The 22,476-nt window shown below is 35.7% G+C and carries 20 protein-coding genes; 8 read left to right on the forward strand and 12 right to left on the reverse strand.

The window, feature by feature from the left end:
• From ACY651_RS14585 to ACY651_RS14600, 4 genes are all read right to left on the reverse strand, one after another.
• Nucleotides 1–1,219, reverse strand: a 1,219-nt coding sequence (locus tag ACY651_RS14585; protein WP_462254022.1) for a DEAD/DEAH box helicase family protein, incomplete at its 3' end; no start/stop codon positions are given.
• Nucleotides 1,220–1,304: 85 nt separating this feature from the next.
• Complete coding sequence (locus tag ACY651_RS14590) at nt 1,305–1,592, reverse strand: hypothetical protein (RefSeq protein ID WP_462254024.1); 288 nt, start codon at nt 1,590–1,592, stop codon at nt 1,305–1,307.
• A gap of 67 nt (nt 1,593–1,659) precedes the next feature.
• Nucleotides 1,660–2,754, reverse strand: a complete 1,095-nt coding sequence (locus tag ACY651_RS14595) for an LBF_2804 family protein (protein ID WP_462254026.1) — start codon at nt 2,752–2,754, stop codon at nt 1,660–1,662.
• 66 nt (nt 2,755–2,820) lie between these two features.
• Nucleotides 2,821–4,188 (reverse strand): Gfo/Idh/MocA family protein, encoded by a 1,368-nt coding sequence (locus ACY651_RS14600; RefSeq protein WP_462254028.1) that lies wholly within the window; start codon nt 4,186–4,188, stop codon nt 2,821–2,823.
• Nucleotides 4,189–4,282: 94 nt separating this feature from the next.
• Between ACY651_RS14600 and ACY651_RS14605 the strand changes: the two genes are divergently transcribed.
• A complete protein-coding gene (locus ACY651_RS14605; RefSeq protein WP_462254030.1) occupies nt 4,283–5,410 on the forward strand; it encodes an acyltransferase family protein in 1,128 nt (375 codons plus the stop codon).
• A gap of 11 nt (nt 5,411–5,421) precedes the next feature.
• Here the strand turns inward: ACY651_RS14605 and ACY651_RS14610 are convergent, their stop codons facing one another.
• Nucleotides 5,422–5,880 (reverse strand): methylglyoxal synthase, encoded by a 459-nt coding sequence (locus tag ACY651_RS14610; RefSeq protein WP_462254032.1) that lies wholly within the window; start codon nt 5,878–5,880, stop codon nt 5,422–5,424.
• Between the two features lie 164 nt (nt 5,881–6,044).
• On the opposite strand from ACY651_RS14610, the gene ACY651_RS14615 reads away from it, so the two are divergent.
• The gene (locus ACY651_RS14615) at nt 6,045–9,152 is read left to right on the forward strand and encodes a glycosyl hydrolase-related protein (protein ID WP_462254034.1); all 3,108 of its coding nucleotides are present in this window, start codon (nt 6,045–6,047) and stop codon (nt 9,150–9,152) included.
• Nucleotides 9,153–9,165: 13 nt separating this feature from the next.
• Here the strand turns inward: ACY651_RS14615 and ACY651_RS14620 are convergent, their stop codons facing one another.
• The gene (locus tag ACY651_RS14620) at nt 9,166–10,296 is read right to left on the reverse strand and encodes a tetratricopeptide repeat protein (protein ID WP_462254036.1); all 1,131 of its coding nucleotides are present in this window, start codon (nt 10,294–10,296) and stop codon (nt 9,166–9,168) included.
• Between the two features lie 182 nt (nt 10,297–10,478).
• Between ACY651_RS14620 and typA the strand changes: the two genes are divergently transcribed.
• From typA to ACY651_RS14635, 3 genes are all read left to right on the forward strand, one after another.
• On the forward strand, nt 10,479–12,290 hold the full coding sequence (gene typA / locus ACY651_RS14625) for a translational GTPase TypA (protein ID WP_462254038.1): 1,812 nt from the start codon (nt 10,479–10,481) through the stop codon (nt 12,288–12,290).
• Between the two features lie 200 nt (nt 12,291–12,490).
• Nucleotides 12,491–13,285: an FkbM family methyltransferase gene (locus ACY651_RS14630; protein ID WP_462254040.1), complete on the forward strand. Its 795-nt coding sequence runs from the start codon at nt 12,491–12,493 to the stop codon at nt 13,283–13,285.
• Nucleotides 13,234–14,244: a hypothetical protein gene (locus tag ACY651_RS14635; protein WP_462254042.1), complete on the forward strand. Its 1,011-nt coding sequence runs from the start codon at nt 13,234–13,236 to the stop codon at nt 14,242–14,244. Before ACY651_RS14630 ends, ACY651_RS14635 begins: the two co-directional genes overlap by 52 nt.
• Nucleotides 14,245–14,253: 9 nt before the next feature.
• Here the strand turns inward: ACY651_RS14635 and ACY651_RS14640 are convergent, their stop codons facing one another.
• Nucleotides 14,254–14,979, reverse strand: coding sequence for a tetratricopeptide repeat protein (locus ACY651_RS14640; protein ID WP_462254044.1), 726 nt, complete (start codon nt 14,977–14,979; stop codon nt 14,254–14,256).
• A 122-nt stretch (nt 14,980–15,101) separates the two neighbouring features.
• Between ACY651_RS14640 and ACY651_RS14645 the strand changes: the two genes are divergently transcribed.
• Together ACY651_RS14645 and ACY651_RS14650 are read left to right on the forward strand one after the other, a co-directional pair.
• The gene (locus ACY651_RS14645) at nt 15,102–15,314 is read left to right on the forward strand and encodes a hypothetical protein (RefSeq protein WP_462254046.1); all 213 of its coding nucleotides are present in this window, start codon (nt 15,102–15,104) and stop codon (nt 15,312–15,314) included.
• An 88-nt stretch (nt 15,315–15,402) separates the two neighbouring features.
• Nucleotides 15,403–17,817: a zinc-dependent metalloprotease gene (locus ACY651_RS14650; RefSeq protein WP_462254048.1), complete on the forward strand. Its 2,415-nt coding sequence runs from the start codon at nt 15,403–15,405 to the stop codon at nt 17,815–17,817.
• Between the two features lies 1 nt (nt 17,818).
• Here ACY651_RS14650 and ACY651_RS14655 read toward each other — a convergent pair whose 3' ends face one another.
• From ACY651_RS14655 to ACY651_RS14675, 5 genes are read right to left on the reverse strand one after another with little or no spacing between them, the layout of a single operon-like run.
• Nucleotides 17,819–18,115: a CDGSH iron-sulfur domain-containing protein gene (locus ACY651_RS14655; protein ID WP_462254050.1), complete on the reverse strand. Its 297-nt coding sequence runs from the start codon at nt 18,113–18,115 to the stop codon at nt 17,819–17,821.
• The gene (gene meaB, locus ACY651_RS14660; RefSeq protein ID WP_462254052.1) at nt 18,115–19,008 is read right to left on the reverse strand and encodes a methylmalonyl Co-A mutase-associated GTPase MeaB; all 894 of its coding nucleotides are present in this window, start codon (nt 19,006–19,008) and stop codon (nt 18,115–18,117) included. The genes ACY651_RS14655 and meaB overlap by 1 nt, the downstream gene beginning before the upstream one ends.
• A 41-nt stretch (nt 19,009–19,049) precedes the next feature.
• Entirely contained in the window at nt 19,050–19,847 is a 798-nt protein-coding gene (locus ACY651_RS14665; RefSeq protein ID WP_462254054.1) for a glycosyltransferase family 2 protein, read from the reverse strand.
• A gap of 60 nt (nt 19,848–19,907) precedes the next feature.
• On the reverse strand, nt 19,908–20,726 hold the full coding sequence (locus ACY651_RS14670; RefSeq protein ID WP_462254056.1) for a glycosyltransferase family 2 protein: 819 nt from the start codon (nt 20,724–20,726) through the stop codon (nt 19,908–19,910).
• A gap of 6 nt (nt 20,727–20,732) precedes the next feature.
• Nucleotides 20,733–21,647 (reverse strand): glycosyltransferase family protein, encoded by a 915-nt coding sequence (locus tag ACY651_RS14675; protein ID WP_462254058.1) that lies wholly within the window; start codon nt 21,645–21,647, stop codon nt 20,733–20,735.
• Nucleotides 21,648–21,721: 74 nt separating this feature from the next.
• Here ACY651_RS14675 and ACY651_RS14680 point away from each other — a divergent pair, with 74 nt between their 5' ends.
• On the forward strand, nt 21,722–22,360 hold the full coding sequence (locus ACY651_RS14680) for an LON peptidase substrate-binding domain-containing protein (protein ID WP_462254060.1): 639 nt from the start codon (nt 21,722–21,724) through the stop codon (nt 22,358–22,360).
• The last annotated feature ends 116 nt before the right edge of the window (nt 22,361–22,476 follow it).

Consider the following 22,476-nt stretch of genomic DNA (forward strand, 5'->3'; position numbering starts at 1 on the left):
CCATAAAACCATTCCGCAGGTGAGTGGTATGTATGGCGGTGACAGGAGCCGTAAACTCGGTTTGGTTCAGTAATGATTCGAACTCATTAAAATTCAAGGGCCGGTTGTCTAATGCAGATGGCAAACGAAAACCATAATCAACCAAAACGAGTTTACGGCTCCTGTCACCGCCATACATACCACTCACCTGTGGAATGGTCTGGTGACTTTCGTCGATTACACATAAAAAGTCTTCAGGGAAATAATCGAGCAAACAGAAAGGCCTGGTTCCCGGCACGCGACGATCAAAAAATCTTGAATAGTTTTCTATACCATTGCAATAACCCAATTCACGAATCATTTCCAAATCGTAATTCACCCTTTCACTTATCCGTTGTGCTTCAATATATTTTCCGGAATTTTTATAATACAATTCCTGCGCTGCCACTTCATCCTGTATTTCATGTATAACCTGTTGAAGCATATCTTTTGGTGCCACATATAAAGTTGCAGGGAAGATAGCCGCATTCTCCACACTGCTGATGCGTTTGCCGCTGCTGAGTTCCAGGGTTTCAATCGTTTCAATTTCATCACCAAAAAAAGTAATACGGTAACCAAAATCTACATAAGGTAAATTAATATCGATGGTATCGCCTTTAACACGAAACGTTCCTCTTATAAAATCGCCTTCGCTTCTGTTGTATAAACTGTTTACTAAGGCATGTAAAAATCCCTGGCGGGAAATTTGTTGGCCCTGTGTAATCCTGATAATTCCATTTTCATAATCGGTTGGATTGCCCATACCGTAAATACAACTTACGCTGGCCACAATAATAATATCTCTGCGGCCACTGAGTAATTGTGCAGTGGCCTGTAACCTTAATTTATCTAACTCTTCATTAATGCTCAGGTCTTTTTCTATATAAGTATTGCTTACAGGCATGTAAGCTTCGGGCTGGTAGTAATCGTAATAACTAACAAAATAACCTACCGCATTATCAGGAAAAAATTGTTTGAACTCGCCGTACAATTGCGCCACCAATGTTTTGTTATGCGTTAATACCAACACCGGCCGTTGTACATTTTGTATAACATTGGCCATGGTAAAAGTTTTACCGCTGCCGGTAACGCCTAATAAAGTTTGATAACGTTCGCCGTTTAATAAACCTTCGGTAAGCTGCTGAATAGCCTGTGGCTGATCGCCTGCCGGGGAATATGATGAGTTTAGTTTGAATTGCATAATAATAGATTGCAATTTACAAAAGCTTATTGAAGGGTTGCGAATCTGCTGTAATAGTTTTTAAATAAATAATTATATTGGCAGCTTATTTAACCAATTTATCCGCCTGATTTTTTCTGATAAACCATGCAATAGTAAAAGAAGGGATTGCATCGGTAAAAGGAATTATTTCTTCCAAAAAATTTAAGGCGCCACCAATCTGCCCAAACTTACCACCAAATAATTTATAAAAAATTAATCCCGAAATCGGGGCCCAAACAATATCAATAAATTCTGCTAAACCAGGAAATGCATAAGTGGCCATACCAATTACATCCATAAGGATACAAAGGGCAATATTGGGTACAAATATTTTTTCTTCTTTTTGTATCATATCTCTTGGAGGGTTTTGAAACGGTTTGTTTCTCTTAGTGGTTTTATTAAACCCTCTAAGAGTTTTGTTAAATATATTTCTTTATCAATCCCTCAATTCCCTTGCCATTTAAAAAATCCTGCTGGTATTTTTTTATTTCGGCAGTGTTTACATCTAAAAGTCCTTCAGCCTGTAACTCTTTTATTTGCCCTTTTTCATGCAGCGATAAACGGCCATCCAGTAAAAAACCTACAGTAATTAATAACTGGCAAACTTCTCTTTCTTCTTTTTCTGCGGCTTGTAATTTTTTGTAATAATCATCTTCCAGCAAATGTTTTTCTTTTGGCAGTATACTATAAATGTCAAATAAATTTTTGGTAAGAAAAAAATGATTTTGGTGAAAATCTCTTTTGCTTATGGCGATGTATTGCAGCGTATCGTACAGTAAAATTTTAAAAGCATCTGTTGGCCGCTGATCTTTTCTTATACGTTTGCAAATATCTTCAATAAGGTTTTGTCCCATGATAATTATCCGGGCTTCTTTTAAAATTACTTTGGTACCATAAGCATTCCATAATGCAAAAATGGGGATACCGGCAAAATCCTGTACCGCTTTTATAGCATAGCGGCCCAATGCTCTTTGTATAAAAATTTTAAACAGCATATTGCTGAGGGTTGCTTTTAAAATAAAAAGAAAATTCCAGGCCAGCAGTGCTTTTTTGTTGATGCCCTGCAAAGGATCAATGCCGTATTGTAAAATTTCTTTGTTCTTTTTTTCAAGACTGATATTGATGAGTAAATTTCTCTTCTCTTTTTTTAACTGGTAATTTAAAAACCCTGTTGCAACCGCCACTTCGTGTGCACACCAAATATTTAAAAGCGTAAGCAATAAAATTTCTATTATTACTAAAATGATAGTGTAAACAATTAAAGTAACAGGTAAAATAAATTTTTTGCCAAAAAGTATTACCGGTGTATTATTGAAAAAGCCGGGATAAACATATTGGGGTAAGTATAATAACACCACACCCATAGCGCCAATAAAAGCTGCCAGCCAAACTGCAATAGTTTCTTTGCGGCGGATGTTTTTTATTTCATCTTCGGTTAATAAAAAAAGCTGGCTGTCTGCGTTAACTTTTTTTACAGGAAGTAAATTGTAAAATAAATTGTAGATAGGCTTCACGTATGCAAAATACCTGAATTATTGAATATTAAATTCAAATTATTATTTGATGGAACTTATATATAATTACAACTTCACTTCCATCACCTTCTTATTCTTCCTGCTTTCTTCCGCCATAAAACCCATTACATGGCTTTCAATAGAAGCATCAATTGTGGATGAAAGTAAAGAGGCATCTTTTTTAGATATAGCATTTATCCAGTCAGTTACCAATCTCCAGTCGCCGCCGCCATGTCCGTCGGTATCCTGTTTCCATTCTGTTTTTTTGCCGGTTAAAAAATCAGTCATCGTAAAAGAACTCATATCACCCACCACATCTCCCAAGCTTCCCATCACCCTCGTTCTTCTGCCTTCGTAAGAGGTAAATGCTTCCATAGAAAACGAAACAGTTAATCCGCCATCAAATAAAATATTGGTGGTGTAATGATCGGGCTGGTCGTTATCCATTTGGTAAACACAACGGCCATAGTTAGTTGTTTTTAATTTTTCTAAAACAAATTCTGCCTGCTTGTCTTTATCATCCGGTAAATCAAAAACATGATTACGCTGGCGCTTACGGTAATAAATATCTAAAGCAGAGTAAGGGCATTTACTTTCTACTTTGCACCCGTCAGTGCAACGGGGTGTACTGCCCTCCGGTGCATTTTTTTTGGTAAACCATTTTAAATCTCCAAATGCCTGTATGTGGCTGCAGGGTTTATTTATCATCCATCTTAATATATCTAAATCGTGGCACGACTTTGCTAAAATTATCGGTGTAGTTTCTTTGCTGTTGTGCCAATTGCCTCTTACATAAGAGTGGCTCATGTGTATGTGTTCAATCGGCTCCAAATGTTGCATGCTCACAATCTCACCCAGCACGCCGCTTTGCATAATTTCTTTTAATTTAACAAAGTATGGCGCATAACGAAGCACATGGCATACGGCAACAATGCGTCCGGTTTTTTTTGCTAAGGCTAAAATTTCACGGCACTCTTTTTCGCTGGGAGAAATGGGTTTTTCTAATAGTACATCATAACCCATGGCCAACGCTTTCATGCAGGGCCCGTAGTGCAAATTATCCGGAGTGGTAATAATTATTGCATCGGCAAATTTTGGTTTTTTAAAAACATCTTCCCAGGTATTAAAACGGTTTTCATCTTTTATGTTGTGTTTTTTTGCATACCGTTCGTTGCGTATGGCAATGGGTTCTGCCACGCCAATAATGTCTAGCTGGTCAGCATACTGCAACGAGTAGCCGCCGTAAACATTGCCCCTGTTACCGGCACCGCAGGTAATTGCTGTAACCGGTTTATCTAACTGCAATTTTTTTTGCGGCAATAATATGGGTTGTTTGTTTTCATCAAAAGCCCAGCCGGAAAAAGGCAATGCTGCAGTTCCAAATGAAAGACCTAATGCCCGGATGGCATCGCGGCGGTTCCAACGCTTTTGCATAAGCAAGAAATTTAAGTTTTAAAGAAGATACTTAAAGTTACAAATGTTTAATGGGTAATAAAAAATGATTATTTTGTACACCACAATATTTTTTATGACTGCAACTGCTCCACGTTTTACCGCTCTTGATGTATTTAGAGGAATGACGATCTGCTTTATGATAATTGTAAATACGCCGGGCAATGGGGCTACCACTTTCTCGCCACTGCTGCATGCAAAATGGCATGGCTTTACACCCACCGATTTGGTATTTCCTTCTTTTTTATTTGCTGTGGGTAATGCAATGAGTTTTGTAATGCCCAGGTGGCAAAAACTTTCTCAAAATAAAGTACTGTGGAAAATATTAAAAAGAACCTGTATCATTTTTTTACTGGGTTACCTTATGTACTGGTTTCCTTTTGTTAAAAGAGATATTGCAGGAAATTTTATTTTTTCTCCATTTGCAGAAACAAGGGTTTTTGGTGTGCTGCAGCGTATTGCACTTTGTTATGGCATAGCATCGCTGATAGTTTATTATTGCAAACCAAAACCCGCAGTTGTAATAAGTGTACTGTTTTTGTTGGGCTATTGGATACTGTTATATACATTGGGTGATGCAAACGATCCATTGGGTTTGCAAAACAATGCAGGTTCAATTTTAGACAGATGGTTGCTGGGAGAAAAACATTTGTATCATGGTGAGGGCGTAGCTTTTGACCCAGAAGGATTGCTGAGTACTATACCCGGTGTTGCCAATGTTGTTGCCGGTTATGTGGTGGGAAAATACATTCAGCAAAAAGGAAATACTTACGAAGGATTAACAGTTTTATTGCTTAGCGGAGCGGTGTTGGTTTTTATAGCTTACTGCTGGGGTTTAAGTTTTCCTATAAATAAAAAATTATGGACCAGTAGTTTTGTTTTACACACTGTTGGGCTCGATTGTATAATTATTGCAGCTATTATTTATATCATCAACTTTAAACATAAAACCGGGTGGACATATTTTTTTGAAGTGTTTGGCCGTAACCCTTTATTTATTTATTTGCTTTCGGAATTAGCGGCAATTTTATTAAACTTTTTCAGTGTAAATAATAACATCTCTTTTTATCAATGGGTCTATAACAATATTTTCCTGCATGCAGGGGCATACCTTGGCTCTTTTCTTTTTGCAATTTTCTTTATGCTGTTTTGCTGGTTAGTGGGTTATTTTTTAGATAAACGAAAAATATACATCAGGGTTTAGCGATGAATAAATTAGCGGCTTACTTTTCTTTTTAAATACCCGCTGTAATCAGGTATTTGTGTTTCATAATCCAGATGCATTAATGGCGAGGTTAAAATAAAATCTGCCGTTGCCCTGTCGCATGCCAGCAAAATATTCCAGGCAACACCTAATCTTAATAAAGCTTTTACATCGCTGTCGTGTGGCTGTGCTTCCATAGGGTCCCAAAAAAATATAAGCACATCAATTTTTCCTTCGGCAATCATGGCACCAATTTGCTGGTCGCCACCCAATGGGCCGCTAAGCACTTTCTTTACAGGCCGGTCCAATTTTTCTTCTAATAATTTACCGGTGGTACCGGTTGCAATAAGTTCGTGCCGGGCCAGTACAATTTTATTATGTTCAGCCCACTCAATCAAATCTGCTTTTTTATTATCATGTGCCACTAACGCAATTCGTTTTCTTGTACCAATTTTTCTTACTTCTTTCATAATTACTATTTTATAAACGCAGGTATGGTTTAGTCAAAAAAAAAACATAGGTTTGCAGTTCCTTCACCCTATTCTATTATAAAACCGTTTCCCCTTAAGCAACCAAATTGTGTTTTTTGGTTAGTACTCAAAAAATTTAAGTTCAGGCACTTTCAATCAACATTATGAATAGAACATCTACTAAGTTAGGGGTTATTGTATTATTATTTTTGCAACTTTCTGTAAGTGCCCAGCAAAAGCGTATTTATCTGTCAAACGATGATCATACAGATTATATGTGGGCTGCAAATGAAGCAGGTTACCAAACAGCATTTTTACAAATGCTGGATTGGTGGATAAACTATAACGAAACAACTGCAACTAATCCGGCACCATACCGCAGTAAATGGAACTGCGATGGATCTTTTTGGGTTTCAGTTTATGAAAAAAACAGATCGGCTGCCCAGTTCAATAAACTAATAGACCAGATCAGGAGTGGGCAAATTACTGTTCCTTATTCCCCTTTAATAGTAACTTATGGTGCTGTGCCGGCCGAAGCTGCCTTACGTGGTATGTATTACGCAGGCGATTTGGAAAGAAGGTATAATCTTGATTTTGATATGGCCATTGCTGTTGAAAATCAAACTTTACCGTTAGGCCTTTCATCACTTTGGAAAGGTGCTGGTGCAAAATATTGCTGGCATGGCGTATGCGATTGTTACACATTGGTTACAAATTTAACTAACAGGCAAAATGAAATATACTGGTATAAAGGTATTGATACCAATAAGATCTTATTAAAATGGTACAACCTGCAGGGGCCAGGGCAAAATGCAGACCTTGGTGGTTATGGCGAAGCTAGATTTGCAAATACCGCCATTAGTAACCTGGCAGCAAAATGCAATACAACTTTGTACCCTTTTAATATTGCAGCAGGTTTTGGAGTAGGTTGGGATGATCTTCAAACAACAAGTGATAACCTGGTTGCTGCGGCGCAGGCAAATACTAATGCAAGTCAACAAATAATTGTATCTAACGAAGTTGATTTTTTTAGAGATTTTGAAAATACTTATGGAGCAGCATTGCCTAATGTAACCCAAACTTTCGGAAACGAATGGGATCTTGCATGTGCATCCATTGCCGAAGTGAGTGCAAAAATGAAAAGATCGCTTGAAAAATTACGGGCTGCAGAGGCAATGGCTGCAATTGTAATTAAATACAATCCCACATTTGCTGTTTCGTTAGACATTGCAAAAAAAGAGGCCTGGACAGCACTGGGATTATACTGGGAACATGATTTTGGTTTTGCCGGTACCGTTAGCCTGGAAGAACGTAATGCTTTTCAACGCAGGCTTGAAACCAGTTTTTCTTCCTATACAGATCAGCTGTACAACCTTGCTAAAAATAACCTTGGTAATCTTATAACCAACAGTTCGGCTAACATACGTTTTTTTGCGTTTAACCCTTTAGGATGGAGCCGTACCGATTATGCAGATTATGCATATAGCGGAAGTACAAATATTCATGTGTATGATGTAAGTGCCAATACAGAAGTACCTTTTCAAATGGTAACAAAAAACGGTGTAAATTATTTAAGGATTGCAGCAGCAAATATTCCATCTTTAGGCTATAAAGTTTATGAAATACGAAATGGCCCGGGTTCAGTAGTTTTTTCTAACGCCGGCACTAACACCGGCAATATTGTTGAAAATGATTTTTTTAGAATTACTTATACTAACCAGGGCGTATTAACCAGTATAATTGATAAACAAAACAGCAACAGAAATATAGCCGCATTAACAAATGGTAAATATATTAATGACCTTGGTACCGGATTGGCAAATAACGGAACAGCTGTTGTAGAAAATAACGGCCCGGTTACAATTACTATTCTTACCACAACAAGTGCAGCTCCTTTGGCACACAGCACCAGAATAACATTGTTCAAAAACGTTCCCCGTATAGAAATTGATAACCAGATAACAGAAGGGTTTAATTCCATCAGAACCTGGAGCTATTCTTTTAATATTTCATCAGCCGAAGTTTGGCATGAAGAAACAGGCGCAGTAATTAAAGCAAAGCTAACCAGCAATGCTGCTAACCCCGGTAATTATGCCACGCAAAACGCAAGGTATGATTGGAATACGCTTAATCATTTTGCCAGTGTAAATGAAACTAATTATGGTGTTACACTCTCTAACCAGGATTGTTACTTTATGAATTTGGGTAACAGCAACACTACCTTTTTGGATCAAAACAGTGCCCAATTAAATATTTTAGCCGGTGGTAAAATTGACGGTATCGGCATCAACAACCAGGGCGGAGATCAACTATTCAACCAGCGCTTTGCAATAACAACACATACAAATTACAATGCTGCCTCTGAAATGAAAAATGCACTGGAGCATCAAAACTTTATGGTGTGCGGTACTATTAATAATCAAACCAGCTTTTTGCCATTCAATCAATATTCCTATCTAAGTATCAATAATGCAGGGGCAGTAATATGGGCAGTAAAACCTGCAGAAGAAGGAAGCGATAATGGTATTATAACCAGGGTGTGGAATTTAAATAATACAGATGTGGCCACCAACCTTACTTTTAATTTGCCTATAAACGAAGCAATGCGTACCACACATGTGGAGACCAATATGAACAGCAATTCTTTTAGTGGCAAAGATTTGCAGGCTGCTATTGGGCAAAATGAAATGAAAACTTACAGGGTAAAATTATTTACAGCTGCTTTACCTTTAGAGTTAACATCATTTACTGGCGAAAAAGTACAGCAATTAAATGTTTTAAAATGGAAAACTGCCAATGAAATTAATATAAAAAAATACGAATTAGAGAGAAGTAGTGACGGACAGCAATTTGCAGGAATTGCTATTGTGCCATCAAAATCGGAGATTGGGAATAGTTATGATTTTAAAGATCATAACATAAATACTACCTCCGCATATTATTATCGCTTAAAAATTATAAATGCAGATAATAGTTTCAGTTATTCGTTTACTATCATAATCCGGCCGGGTAAAGAAGCTTCAGATCTTTTATTATATCCTAATCCGGTTGCCGATGTTTTAAAAATAAATTTTTTACTGGATAAGAAAACCCGTTGTAATATAGCTGTAATTAATTCGGCAGGTGTAGTGGTAAAAACTGTTGCACCACCATTGTTTGAAAGAGGAAATAATTATTACTCCCTTTCATTAAAAGATTTACCGGCTGGCGAATATATTTTTTCTTTAACAGCAGGCGATAAAAAATATATAAAAGGTTTTATAAAACAATAATTTTATAAATAAACTACAATGCATTTATTTTAATTAATAATTTATCAGCCAGGTTTTTATCCAACGGTTTAAGTTCTTCATGCATTTTTGTGGCATTGGCTTTGTCTTTTTGGGCAACATAAACAAAGCCTTTATAATAGCGTGGCAGTGTTACTTTTGCATCAATGCCAATTACTTTATTAAAAGTATTTAAAGCATCGGTGTAAAATCCTTTCATGTATTGGGCATACCCAAGTTCGGTATAGGCAGCTATAAAAGTGCCATCCAGTTCTATAACTTTTTTCAGCATTACAATAGAGCTGTCGTACTTACCCAACTCGTTAAAGCACCACCCTAAACCAAAGTAAGAGCCGGCACTTTTAGGGTTATTGATAATAGCCTTTCTGTAATTTTCAATTGCTTCAGTTGTTTTAGCCGGGGTATAATTTTTTCTGTACACATCACCTATACCTTTATAAGCTGTTCCGTTACCGGCATTAATAAGCAGTGCGCTTTTATATGCAGCAATCGATTCGTCGTTTTTTAAAAGTTTATACTTTGCAAAACCAATTTCGTTATAAGTACTAACTGTTGGTTTTATTGCAGCAGCCCTGTTAAGCCATTCCAATGCTTTTTCAAAATTGTTATTTTGGTTGTACCAGTAACCCAGTTCATAACAGGCACCTTCATTTTTATTATCCAGGTTATATGCTTTTTCGAATGCGGTAGCAGCTTCTGTTCCTCTTTTTAATTTAATGTACACATCACCTAATTGTTTATAAGCCGTTGCATAATCAGGTTTTGCAATAATGGCTTTATTAAAATAATTAAGTGCATCAGTATAATTCTCTTTTTTCTTGTATGAATAACCCATTTCCTGCAAAGCAAAAGCATAATCTTTTTTTAATTCTACGGCCTTTTTTAAGTGTTCAATTGCTTTGTCATAAGCACCCAGTTCATTATGTGTCCACCCTAACCTGTAATAAGCATCTGCATATTGGGCATCTAACTTAATAGCCTTTTCAAATGCTTTTACAGCTGTTGCATTATCAGCTACATCGTTTAAGGTTACACCTTTATTAAACCATTCTTTGGCAGTTAATTGTGCAGCGGCATTAGTACAAATAAAAACGAATAAACAGGCTGTTGTAAATAAGCGTAACATAAAATAAGTTTTACCATAAAATTATACCAGGCAGCAATCATTTGCAATACCCAGTAACACTTAATTTCATTGCTATTTAATAAGGAAAGACCGTTTATTTGCCGTACCTTTGCACCTCAAAAAAAAAGGGTATAGATTATAACCGTATTGGTTTACAATACTTTACCACAACAATCATCACAATGAATATTCGTAACATCGCCATTATTGCCCACGTAGATCATGGTAAAACCACCCTTGTTGACAAAATTTTGCATAGCACTAACATTTTCAGGGATAACCAGGAAACTGGCGAACTGATAATGGATAATAATGATCTGGAAAGAGAAAGAGGCATTACTATTTTTAGCAAGAACGTATCAGTTACTTATAAAGGCTATAAAATTAACGTAATAGATACTCCTGGTCACAGTGATTTTGGCGGAGAAGTGGAAAGGGTTTTAAAAATGGCTGATGGGGTATTGTTATTAGTTGATGCTTTTGAAGGGCCAATGCCCCAAACAAGATTTGTACTGCAAAAAGCTTTGCAATTAGGTTTAAAACCAATTGTAGTTATTAATAAAGTAGATAAAGAAAACTGCAGACCTGATGAAGTGCATGATGCAGTATTTGAATTATTTTTTAACTTGGATGCAACTGAAGATCAGTTGGATTTTCCTACCATTTACGGCAGCAGCAAACAGGGCTGGATGAATACTTCAATTACACCAACCGATACTATTTTTCCTTTGATGGATGCTATTTTAGAGCATGTACCCGAGCCAAAAGTTAACGAAGGCACCACACAAATGCAAATTACATCTTTAGATTATTCAGCCTTTTTGGGCCGTATAGCTATAGGAAGAGTTGCCCGTGGCAGTATTAAAGAAGGGCAGAATATTGTAATGGTACAGGCCGATGGTAAACTGGTAAAAAGTAAAGTGAGGGAACTATATACTTTTGAAGCTTTGGGTAAAAAGAAAGCTACAGAAGTTTTTGCTGGCGATATTTGTGCCATTGTTGGTTTAGAATCTTTTAATATTGGAGATACTATTTGCGATGCAGAGTTTCCGGAAGCATTAGCAGTGATAAGTGTGGATGAACCTACAATGAGTATGATGTTCAGTATTAATAACTCACCATTTTTTGGTAAAGAAGGTAAGTTTGTTACCAGCCGCCATTTGCGTGACAGGTTGATGAAAGAAACAGAAAAAAACTTAGCGCTTCGTGTAGAAGATACTGATGGTGCAGATAGCTTTTTAGTTTTTGGACGTGGTATTTTACATCTGGGAATATTAATTGAAACCATGCGTAGAGAAGGGTTTGAGTTAACAGTAGGTAATCCGCAGGTACTGGTAAAAGAAATTGATGGTAAAAGAAATGAACCTTATGAAAATTTAGTGGTGGACGTACCTGCAGAATACAGTGGTAAAGTAATTGATTTGGTTACGCAGCGCAAAGGTGAAATGATCATCATGGAAAGCAAAGGCGAAATGCAGCATTTAGAATTTGAAATTCCATCAAGAGGGTTAATAGGTTTGCGTAGCACAATGTTAACAGGTACAGCAGGCGAAGCCGTTATGGCACATCGATTTATTGAATACCGTCCGTGGAAAGGTGTAATACCCGGAAGAAGCAATGGCGTATTACTTTCTAAAAACACAGAAAAAACTACCGGATACTCAATTGATAAACTACAGGACAGGGGAAGGTTTTTTGTTGACCCGGGTGAAGAAGTTTACGCTGGCCAGATAATTGCCGAGCATATTAAGCCAGGCGATTTAAATGTAAATGCAACCGAGCCTAAAAAATTAACTAACCACCGTGCCAGTGGCAGTGATGATGCAAGCCGTGCAGCTCCTAAAATTATGATGACTTTAGAAGAGTGTATGGAATATATTCAGCAGGACGAATGTATTGAAGTAACACCCAAAAGCATTCGTATGCGTAAAGTAATTTTAGACGAAAACGAACGCTCAAGGGTTTCAAAACAAATGAAGACTGAAGCAGTTTAAAATTGTATAAATATTTATAAACCCGGAACTGATACTTCCGGGTTTTTTCATTTGCATAATCTGTTTGTTGTTAGAGTAAAATAATTATGTATTATTTTGCAGTATAGATATTCAACTGTTGCCTTTTATTTAATTAATAATTATAAAAAATCCGCCTGCAAACAACATCTTTTACTGCCTACTTAAAAATAAAAATTATTATGCTAAGTTTTTTTAAAAAGAAAGATAAAAAAAATATTGAAAAATATTTTAACGCAGAAGAATTAGATGAAATGGAAAAGCAACCTTATGGAGTAAGCGGTTATGCGGACGTTGAAGGCAATAAATTTCAATTTCATGATGCAAGAAGTTTTCATGCATCTTATGAAGAAATTATACAAGATAAAATTTACGAGTTTAATACTGCTTCAAAAAATCCATTGATAATTGACTGCGGTGCCAATATGGGGTTGAGTGTTTATTACTTTTCAAAAGCATATCCTTCAGCAAAAATTATTGCTTTTGAGCCTGAAGAAGCAATATTTCCTGTTTTACAAAATAATGTAACTACGTATAATTTAAAAAATGTAACACTGCATAAAAAAGCAGTTTGGGACGAAGTGACCACATTAAAATTTTTTACAGATAAGGGAATGGGAGGAAGTGTAACTAATGTATATAAAAACCAGGAGCCTGCTTTAGTGGAAACAGTAATGCTTGCCGATTATTTAAAAGATAAAATTGATTTTCTTAAAATGGATATAGAAGGTTCGGAATACCGGGTATTAAAAAGCTGCGAAGCACTTTTAAAAAACGTTGAAAATATTTTTGTGGAATATCACAGTTATATAAATGAAGAACAGCATTTGGAAGATTTATTGCAGCTGTTGAAACAAAATGGTTTCCGGTATCATCTTAAACAATCTTTTTCACGAAGAAGCCCTTTTATTGATAAAGACCTGGCATGCCAGAATATGGATATGGCTATAAATATATTTGCTTACCGGCACAATTAAGTTTTACCATGAAAAAAATTCTATTTCTTGCTCCGGATAGTGTGGGTATAATTAAAGTAGTACAAAAAGAACTTGCACTGCTTACCGATTTGCAGATAGATTATATTGACCTTAATGAGTTTAAAGATAAATTCAGGTATAAAAATATTTTTCACAGAGCCAGAAATCTTTATTTAAAAACTTTTAAAAAAATAAATTTAAAACCTATTTTTTTTAACAACCAGGTAAAAGAGCAAATTAATAAACAACAAAATTATTACGACAGGATTGTAATTATAAGGCCCGATTTACTAAATGACGAATTGCTTGCACTGTTAAAAGCCAGAACAAAAAATTTTATTGCTTACTATTGGGATAGCGTAACTTTTTTCCCACGTAAAATCACTATAAAACATTTTTTTGATAAAATATATAGCTTTGATACAGATGATTGCAAAAAATATGGATTTCTGCCACTCAATAATTTTTATTTTTACGAGGATAATACTGCAAAAATTACTGATAATGTTTACTGCCTTATATCTCACGATAAACGCCTTGCAACAGTAGAAAAGATAGGCCGGTATTTAAATGCGAAAGGAATTGCAAATACCCTTAAAATTTACAAGGATATACCTTTTAAATACAAAGACGTAATGCCCGTACATCAAATAATCCCTTACCAAACAATGCTGAATGAAATTGCACAATCAACAATTTTACTAGAAGTATTAAAGGAGCAGCAGCGTGGGCTTACTTTCAGGGCGCTTGAGGCATTGGGTTTAAAAAAGAAATTAATCACCAACAATAAGCAAATAAAAAACTATGATTTTTTTGAGGAGAATAATATTTTTGTAATTAATACTGATAATATAAATATACCAGATTGGTTTTTTAAAACACCTTACAAAGAAATTGATGAAACGGTGAGAAGAAAATATCATTTAAAAGAATGGATTAATACGCTATTCATAAATTAAAGAAATAACTTACCGCATAGCATCAATTTTTCTCTTTAAACCCTCAGCCATACGGGCATTAATTTTTTTCAACTCTTCATAAATTTTCAATGCCTCATCTTTCTGTTTTAATTCAGTATAACAAAAGCCGGTGTACAGCAGTGGCAAATCATTTATCGAAACAGCCAGGTTTTTTTTAAACTGTGCAATGCATTCTTCATTTGCGTTTAACTGATGGTAGGCATGCCCTAACTCATTATAAGCCGCTTTATAATCATTATCAATCTCCAGGGCTTTAATACCATATTTTATGGCTTCTCTGTAATATTTTTTTGCATTATTGCACCAGGCCAAACTGTAAAAAATTACTTTATTGGTACTGTCTGTTTTTAATGCATTTAGATAATTAGTAATAGCCTCATCGGGGTTGCTTTTGATATCTCTGTAAATATTTCCCAGCTCTATATATCCTTTTGAAAAATCGGGAATAACCTTTACTGCATTTTTTAAAATAATAATTGCACTGTCTGCTTTATTAATTTTTGTGTAAATCGCCCCTGTTCTTAAATAAGCTGAGTCGTATTTTTTATTTAATGATATTGCCTTTTTATAAGCAGCAATGGCTTCATAAAACATACCTTTTTCCTGAAACCTTACCCCGGTTTTGTAGAATGCAATAGCTTGCTTTGGCGGTTGAGCCATAGTAAAAGCAGTAATTAAAATACCAATAGAAAAAGTGTAAAAATATTTAAACATGCAGTAATTATGTTTTAGGCAAAGTAAAAACAAGTTTGGCTTTCAGCAACAGTTTTTTTTAAAATATTTAGTTAAACAATAAGGCAAAAAAGGGCTTTTGTTTCTTAACTTTGCGGTATTAAATGAAAAATATTTTCAAAATATTATTACTAGTTTTTTGCATTAGTTTTTTTAGTGCAGCAGTACATGCTCAGTGCTCTGTATGTACAAAAACAGCTTCTCAATTGGGCGAAAAGCCTGCAAAGGGAATGAACAGCGGTATTTTATATTTAATGGCTGCACCTTTTGCAATTGTTGGTTTTATTGGTTACCGCTGGTGGAGAAGCAATAAATAATATTGTTTTCCATCAATACTTTTGTTTACCCATTCACATTTGCCCATTCGTCTTTTACCATTATCTTGTGTATACTAAAACGCTGCAAATGAAATATCTTTTTATACTCCTGCTGTTTTTTTCTTTCGCTGCTTTTGCACAAAAACTTCCTGCAATTGAAGAGAAAACAAAAGACATGAAAAAGCAGGCAGGCTTTTTAAATTTTTATTGGGAAGAATCTTCCGGCAAAATATGGTTGGAGATTAATAAACTTAATACCGAAATTTTATACCAGCAATCATTGCCGGCAGGCCTTGGCTCTAATGATATTGGATTAGACCGTGGTTTACTCGGCGAAACAAAAATTCTAAAGTTTATTAAAGTTGGCAGAAAAATTTTAATGATTGCACCCAATTATAACTACCGTGCCATTACAAAAGATGCCAACGAAAAAAGAGCAGTAGAACAATCCTTTGCCCAGTCTGCATTGTGGGGGTTTACCGTGGAAGCACAAACTAATGATACCGTATTGGTAGATGTTACTGATTTTATTTTACGAGATGCCATGAGAGTTGCCAACAGAATTAAAGCAACGCAGCAGGGCAGTTATACATTTGATAAAACACGTTCGGCCATTTATTTAGACCGCACAAAAAATTTTCCGCTTAATACAGAACTTGAAGCTACGATTACATTAACCAATGCAGATGGAACCGTGGGCAATTTTGTACAATCAGTTACACCAGCAGCCGAAGCTATTACTTTACGCATGCACCATTCTTTTGTGCAATTGCCCGATAATAATTATACACCAAGAAAATTTGATGCCCGAAGCAGTTTTATAAATACTTCTTATTTTGATTACAGTACACCCGTAAGCGAACCGGTAGAAAAAAGTTTTATCATACGCCACCGTTTAAAAAAGAAAAATCCTGATGCTGTAATGAGTGAGCCGGTAAAACCAATTATTTATTATTTAGATAATGGTACACCCGAACCTATACGCAGTGCATTGCTTGAGGGTGCAGGCTGGTGGAACCAGGCTTTTGAAGTTGCTGGTTTTACAAATGCTTTCCAGGTAAAAATATTACCAGACAGTGCCGATCCAATGGATGTTCGTTACAATGTTATTAATTGGGTGCATCGCTCCACAAGAGGCTGGAGTTATGGTGCTTCGGTTGTTGACCCACGTACCGGCGAAATTATTAAAGGCCATGTAACACTCGGTTCACTAAGGGTGCGCCAAGATTATTTAATTGCACAAGGTTTGCTGGCACCATTTGAAAATGGTATGACTGCCGATGATAAAATGTTGAAAATGGCTTTGGAAAGATTAAAGCAATTAGCTGCACACGAAGTTGGCCACACATTGGGGCTGGTGCATAATTATGCAAGCAGTGTAAATAACCGTGCCAGCGTTATGGATTATCCGCATCCGTTAGCAAGGCTGAATGCAAATGGCGAAATTGATTTGAGCAATGCTTACGATGATAAAATTGGCGAATGGGATAAAGTTGCCATAACATGGGGTTACCAGAATTTTTCCGCAACAACAGATGAAGGAGCAGCATTAAATAAAATGTTAACCGATGCTGCAAAAAAAGGTTTGCAATTTATTAGCGACCGTGATGCAAGAGCTGCAGGCGGTTTACACCCCACGGCACATTTATGGGATAATGGTAGTGATGCTGTAACAGAATTAGCTGAAGTAATTAAGATAAGAAAAAGAGCGCTGGAAAAATTTGGAGAAAAAAATATTCGCCAAGGCATGCCAATGGCAATGCTGGAAGATGTGCTGGTACCGGTGTATTTATACCACCGTTATCAAATAGAAGCAGTAACAAAATTAGTGGGTGGATTAAATTATACTTATGCATTGCGTGGCGATGGGCAACTGGTAACAAAACCATTATCAAAAGAAGAGCAATTAAAAGCATTGAATGCAATAATGGATTGTATTGATCCCAAATTTTTATTAATGCCGGATGATATTGTAAAATTAATTCCACCACGGCCAACAGGTTACAATTTTACAAGAGAATTATTTAAGAAGAGAACCGGCCTTGCATTTGATGCACTTTCGCCTGCAGAAACTGCTGCCGATCTGCCTTTATCTATTTTATTTAATACAGAAAGAATTAACCGAATGGTGCAATACGAAGTGGCTAATGGCGGCCTGGGCTTAAATGAAATGATCAATATCTTAATAAATAAAACCTGGAAAGCTGCTGCAACAACAGGGATGGAAAAATTAATTCAGCAACAAACCCAGCAAATTGTATTAACTTATTTATTGGCTGTTAGTATTGATGATAATACTTCTTTTGCTGCCAAAGCAATTTTACAAAAAGCATTAAGCGATTTAAAAAAATATATTGAGTTGCAACAAAAAAACACAACAGATAAATTACTGCTCGGCAATTTTATTTTAGCGCTGGAAAGAATGAAGGCACCCGAAAAAGCAAAGCCCACCATTCATGCGGCCATGCCACCCGGCGCACCTATTGGTTGCGATTGGGATTAATTTATTTTAGTTTGTTATGACTGCCATCGCAGTAAGGAGGTGTTTTGGTTTGCTTGCATTGGCAAAACCAAACTTCTTCTTCTTTTTCAAACTCAACTTTTAAACTTTTGTAAGGCAGTACTGGCTCATCATTTTCATTGATTGAGTGTTCAATTCTTTTATGTGTACCATCGCAAAAAGGTTGTTTTTCGCTTAGGCCGCAGGTGCACCAGGCGTAAATTTTTCCTGGTATAACGTTTACCATTGCCGGTTCTTTTTTTGCAATATGCGGCAGATTTACATTAGGTATCGTTTCCATCAGTAGTATTTTTTAATAAATTTATATAAATTGAAATTCTTGCCTTCTTTTTCTATTTTATTTTTTAGATCTTCTTTACTAACGTCTTTCATGCGTTTTTGTTCAATAAGATGAAAAGCTTTTTCTGTAAGCAGCCAAATGCGTTTTGTATTTAATGTTGAATGTTGAAAATGGAATTTTATGGCAACTAATAATTCTTCAATCCCTTTTTTTTGCGATGCAATTGTTTTAATAACAGGAACAGCATCGGTGTGATTGCTGAACGAAGGAGCAAGCATTAATCGTAAATTTTTTACAAAAGTATCTGCATCGGGTCTGTCGGCTTTATTTACCACAAAAATGTCTGCAATCTCCATCAGTCCTGCCTTCATAGTTTGCACTTCGTCGCCGGCTTCGGGTACCACTACCACAACAGTTACATCAGCAAGCCCTGCAATTTCAACTTCACTTTGTCCCACACCAACTGTTTCTACAATTATATAATCAAAAGATGCGGCTTTAAGTAAATCGCTTATTTCAATAATTTTTGGATGTAACCCTCCCATGGAGCCTCTGGTTGCCAATGAGCGGATAAATACATTTGGGTTATTGTACCACTCACTCATGCGAATGCGATCGCCTAACAAAGCACCTAAATTAAATGGCGATGAAGGATCTATACAAAGCACAGCAACTTTTTTTTTCTCAGCAACCAGTAATTCAATTAAAGCATCTGTGAGTGTACTTTTGCCTGCACCGGGTGGCCCGGTAATGCCAATTACAGGGATATTATTTTTGGGTAATTGCTGTAAAAATTCTTCGTAACCCGCCACTTCATTTTCGGCAAAAGAAATGGCACGTGATAATGCTTTAATATTTCCGTTTTGTAAATCTGTAATTAATTGCTGCCACATAATACTGCAATATATTATTTTATGCTTAAGTGCAATTTTGTTTATCTCAAATATTTATCAACGCCATTACTGCATCTTTTTTTAATTTCTCTTTCTGTATCAAAAAATTTTTCTTTATTAGTTTTGTCATTTGTTTTAGCTGCTTCAGCATGATATAAATGGTATTGAATGGCACCAAATTTTAAAAATCGTTTTATCAGCCCGTTGTTTAAAAATCTTGCTGCAAGCTCCATATCTTCATGGCCCCAGCCTACAAAACTTTCATCGTATCCGTTTGCGATAATAAAATCATTTTTCCAAAAAGCCATATTGCAGCCCCGTACTTTTGCTTTTTCTTTATAGCGTTTGTAGGCTTCAAAATATTTCCATAAAAAAGGAATACGCATTCCGTTTCCTTTATCAGCGGTGTAAGAAGAGAAGAGGCTTACATCAATTGCACCATCATTAATTAGTGCTGTTGTTTTTTCCTGGTTAATTAAAACCCTGCTTGATGTTACGAAGGAACCGTCTTTTGCAAAAACAATATGATCATGAATAAATTGGGGATGTAAAATTAAGTCTCCATCAATTTGAATTATATATTCATGTGCGGCAGCAGCGATGGCTTTATTGCGTATTGCTGCCAAACGAAAACCGTTATCCTGGTGCCAAATATGTTTAACAGGTACTGAAATCTTACTTTTAAATTCATTAATTATTTTTTCTGTATCACTGGCAGAACCATCATCGGCAATAATTATTTCATCGGGTAATTGCACCTGCTGCAGTAAACTTTTAAAAGTTAACTGCAATGCACCCGGCCGGTTATAGGTAGAAATGATGAGTGAGCTTGATGACATTAAAATGAATTACAGAATTAAATTTTTATAAAGGTATTAAAATGATTGCAGCCAAAACTATCAACTGCTAATAGTAACCGGGTTAATATTGTTATAGCCATTTGTACAGCTAGTAATTTTTTTATTAATTACTTCAGCTAAAATGTTCATATTAATTTCGTCTCTGCTGCGGCTGAAGTGCCCATGAAATAAATGATAGGCAATAGCTAAATTTTTTACCTGCTTTTTTAAAATGCCGCTGTTAATAAATCTTGCTGCCAACTCACCATCTTCTCTTCCCCAACCAGTAATATCATTATTGTACCCATTTACTTTAATAAAATCATTTTTGTAAAAAGACATATTGCAGCCAATAACATTACCCGGGCTTGTTTTTTTACTAAAGGCTAAAATTATTTTAGATAATATTAGGGAGTGTAGCGCATTCAGCCTGTTTTGTACTCCCTTTGACAAAAAAGAAACTTTTATATTTTTAGTATGTATATAATTTTTTGTAACCTCTTCGGTTAATAAAATTCTGCTTCCCCGTATAAAAAATCCTTCTTCAGCATTTTGTAAATGCTCTTCAATAAATTTTTTATGCAAAATAATATCGCCATCCGTTTGAATAATATAGGGGTAATTGCTGTTTCTTACTGCTTCATTGGAGATAATGGTTTTTCTAAAGCCATCATCTTTATGCCAGATATGTTTTATGGGGGTTACAGTTTTTTTTCTAAAGCTGTCGATTAAATTTTTAGTTTCATCGGTCGAGCCATCATCAGCAATAATTATTTCGTTAGGCAAAACAGTTTGTTGCAAAATACTTAATAAACAAAGTTCTAAAGCACCGGGCCAGTTGTAAGTAGAAATTAAAATGCTGCAGCCGCTTAAATGCATGAGGGGTTATTTTTTTAAAATATAATTTTTATACTCCCCAAATTTAAAACCTACAATATCTTCGATGGGCTGTATCCATTTGTCCTTAGGTTTCCAAATGGCTTTAGAGGTATCATGCACAAAAGAAAAATTATGCGCCTTAATTTTTTCCTGCATTATCGCAGGATGGGTTTTTGTAAAAGTTGTTACCCTGTCAACACAATTAAAATCAAAATTATTTTCTTCTTCTTTATTATCGGCAATTATATTACCGTAATGCAACTGAAAGTTTTGAATTTTTGTATGCATTACTTTACTGTTGCGTACACCATTGTAATGATAAACAGGGGCATCAATTTTTTTTACCACAAGCTTTTTACCGGCATCGGTTCCATCATTATAACCTTCAACAGATTTATATTTTCTGAACCCCTGCGAATCTTTATAGGATTGTATTAATTTATCGTTTCTAAAAATCCGCACTTCGTTATTATGCACCCTCCTGGTATTTCTGATATGATTGTAATCGGCCCAAAAATGTAAAAAGGGTAAAATAAAACCATCAATTTCTTTATTATTATTTTCCTTTTCAACAGCGCTTACAATTTTTGGTAAGTCTGCTTCATGTATCACTTCATCTGCCTGGATGTGAAAAGCCCAGTTGCCCGCAATGGCCGCTAAAGCAATATTGGTTTGCTGTGCAAAAACTTTTCCGCCTTCCCTCAAATTCATATCCCAAACGGTATCAATAATTTTTATTCTGTCGTTCTTTAAATTTGCTATTGCTTCCCTGGTGCCGTCATTACTGTCGCCAACGGCAACAATCATTTCGTGGCATATGGGCAAAATGGATGTTATAGCTTCAATAAAAGGTACGCCATACGTAAAGCCGTTTCTTACATAACTGAATCCGGAAATTTTAATGGTATTATTTTCGGGCATTTATTTTTGTTGTTTATATCTTTGATTTAGTTTAAAGAGATTGCCGTAAAAATACAAGTTTAAAAAATATTTAATTGACAAATTTTATTCCGATATTTCCGTTGGGCATTGTGGTTTACCCCGGCGAGCAGCTTAACCTGCATATTTTTGAGCCAAGGTATAAGCAATTAATAAAAGAATGTTTTGAAACTAAAAAACCTTTTGGCATTCCCCCGGTAATTGATAATAAAATAAACGAAACGGGCACACTGGTAAAAGTAATTGAAATTACCACGGAGTACGATGATGGAAAAATGGATGTAAAAACAGAAGGCCTCGAAGTATTTTCAACCTTAGAATTAATTAACCAGCTGCCAGAAAAACTATACAGTGGTGCCATTGTAAATTATCCTGCAAATATTGAAACTGGTAACAGGGTTTTAATGCAAACTATTGTTATTGCAATAAGAGAGTTGCATAAATTGCTGAAAATTAATAAAGATTTTAAAAAGCCTGATGAAGAATTATGGAGTTACGATGTGGCGCACCATGCAGGGCTTTCGTTAACCGAAGAATATGAGTTGCTGCAACTGATGCATGAACTGCAGCGGCAGGAATATTTAAAACGCCATTTAAAAAAAGTAATACCGGTAATTGCCGAAATGGAAACATTAAAAGAAAGAGTGCAACTGAACGGGCATTTTAAAAACTTAAAAGGGCTGGATAGCTTGTAGTTGAAAGTTGAAAGTTGAAAGTTGAAAGTTGAAAGTTGAAAGTTGAAAGTTGAAAGTTGAAAGTTGAAAGTTGAAAGTTGAAAGTTGAAAGTTGAAAGTTGAAAGTTGAAAGTTGA

This window comes from Ferruginibacter sp. (genome assembly GCF_031391665.1).
Taxonomy (GTDB): domain Bacteria; phylum Bacteroidota; class Bacteroidia; order Chitinophagales; family Chitinophagaceae; genus Ferruginibacter.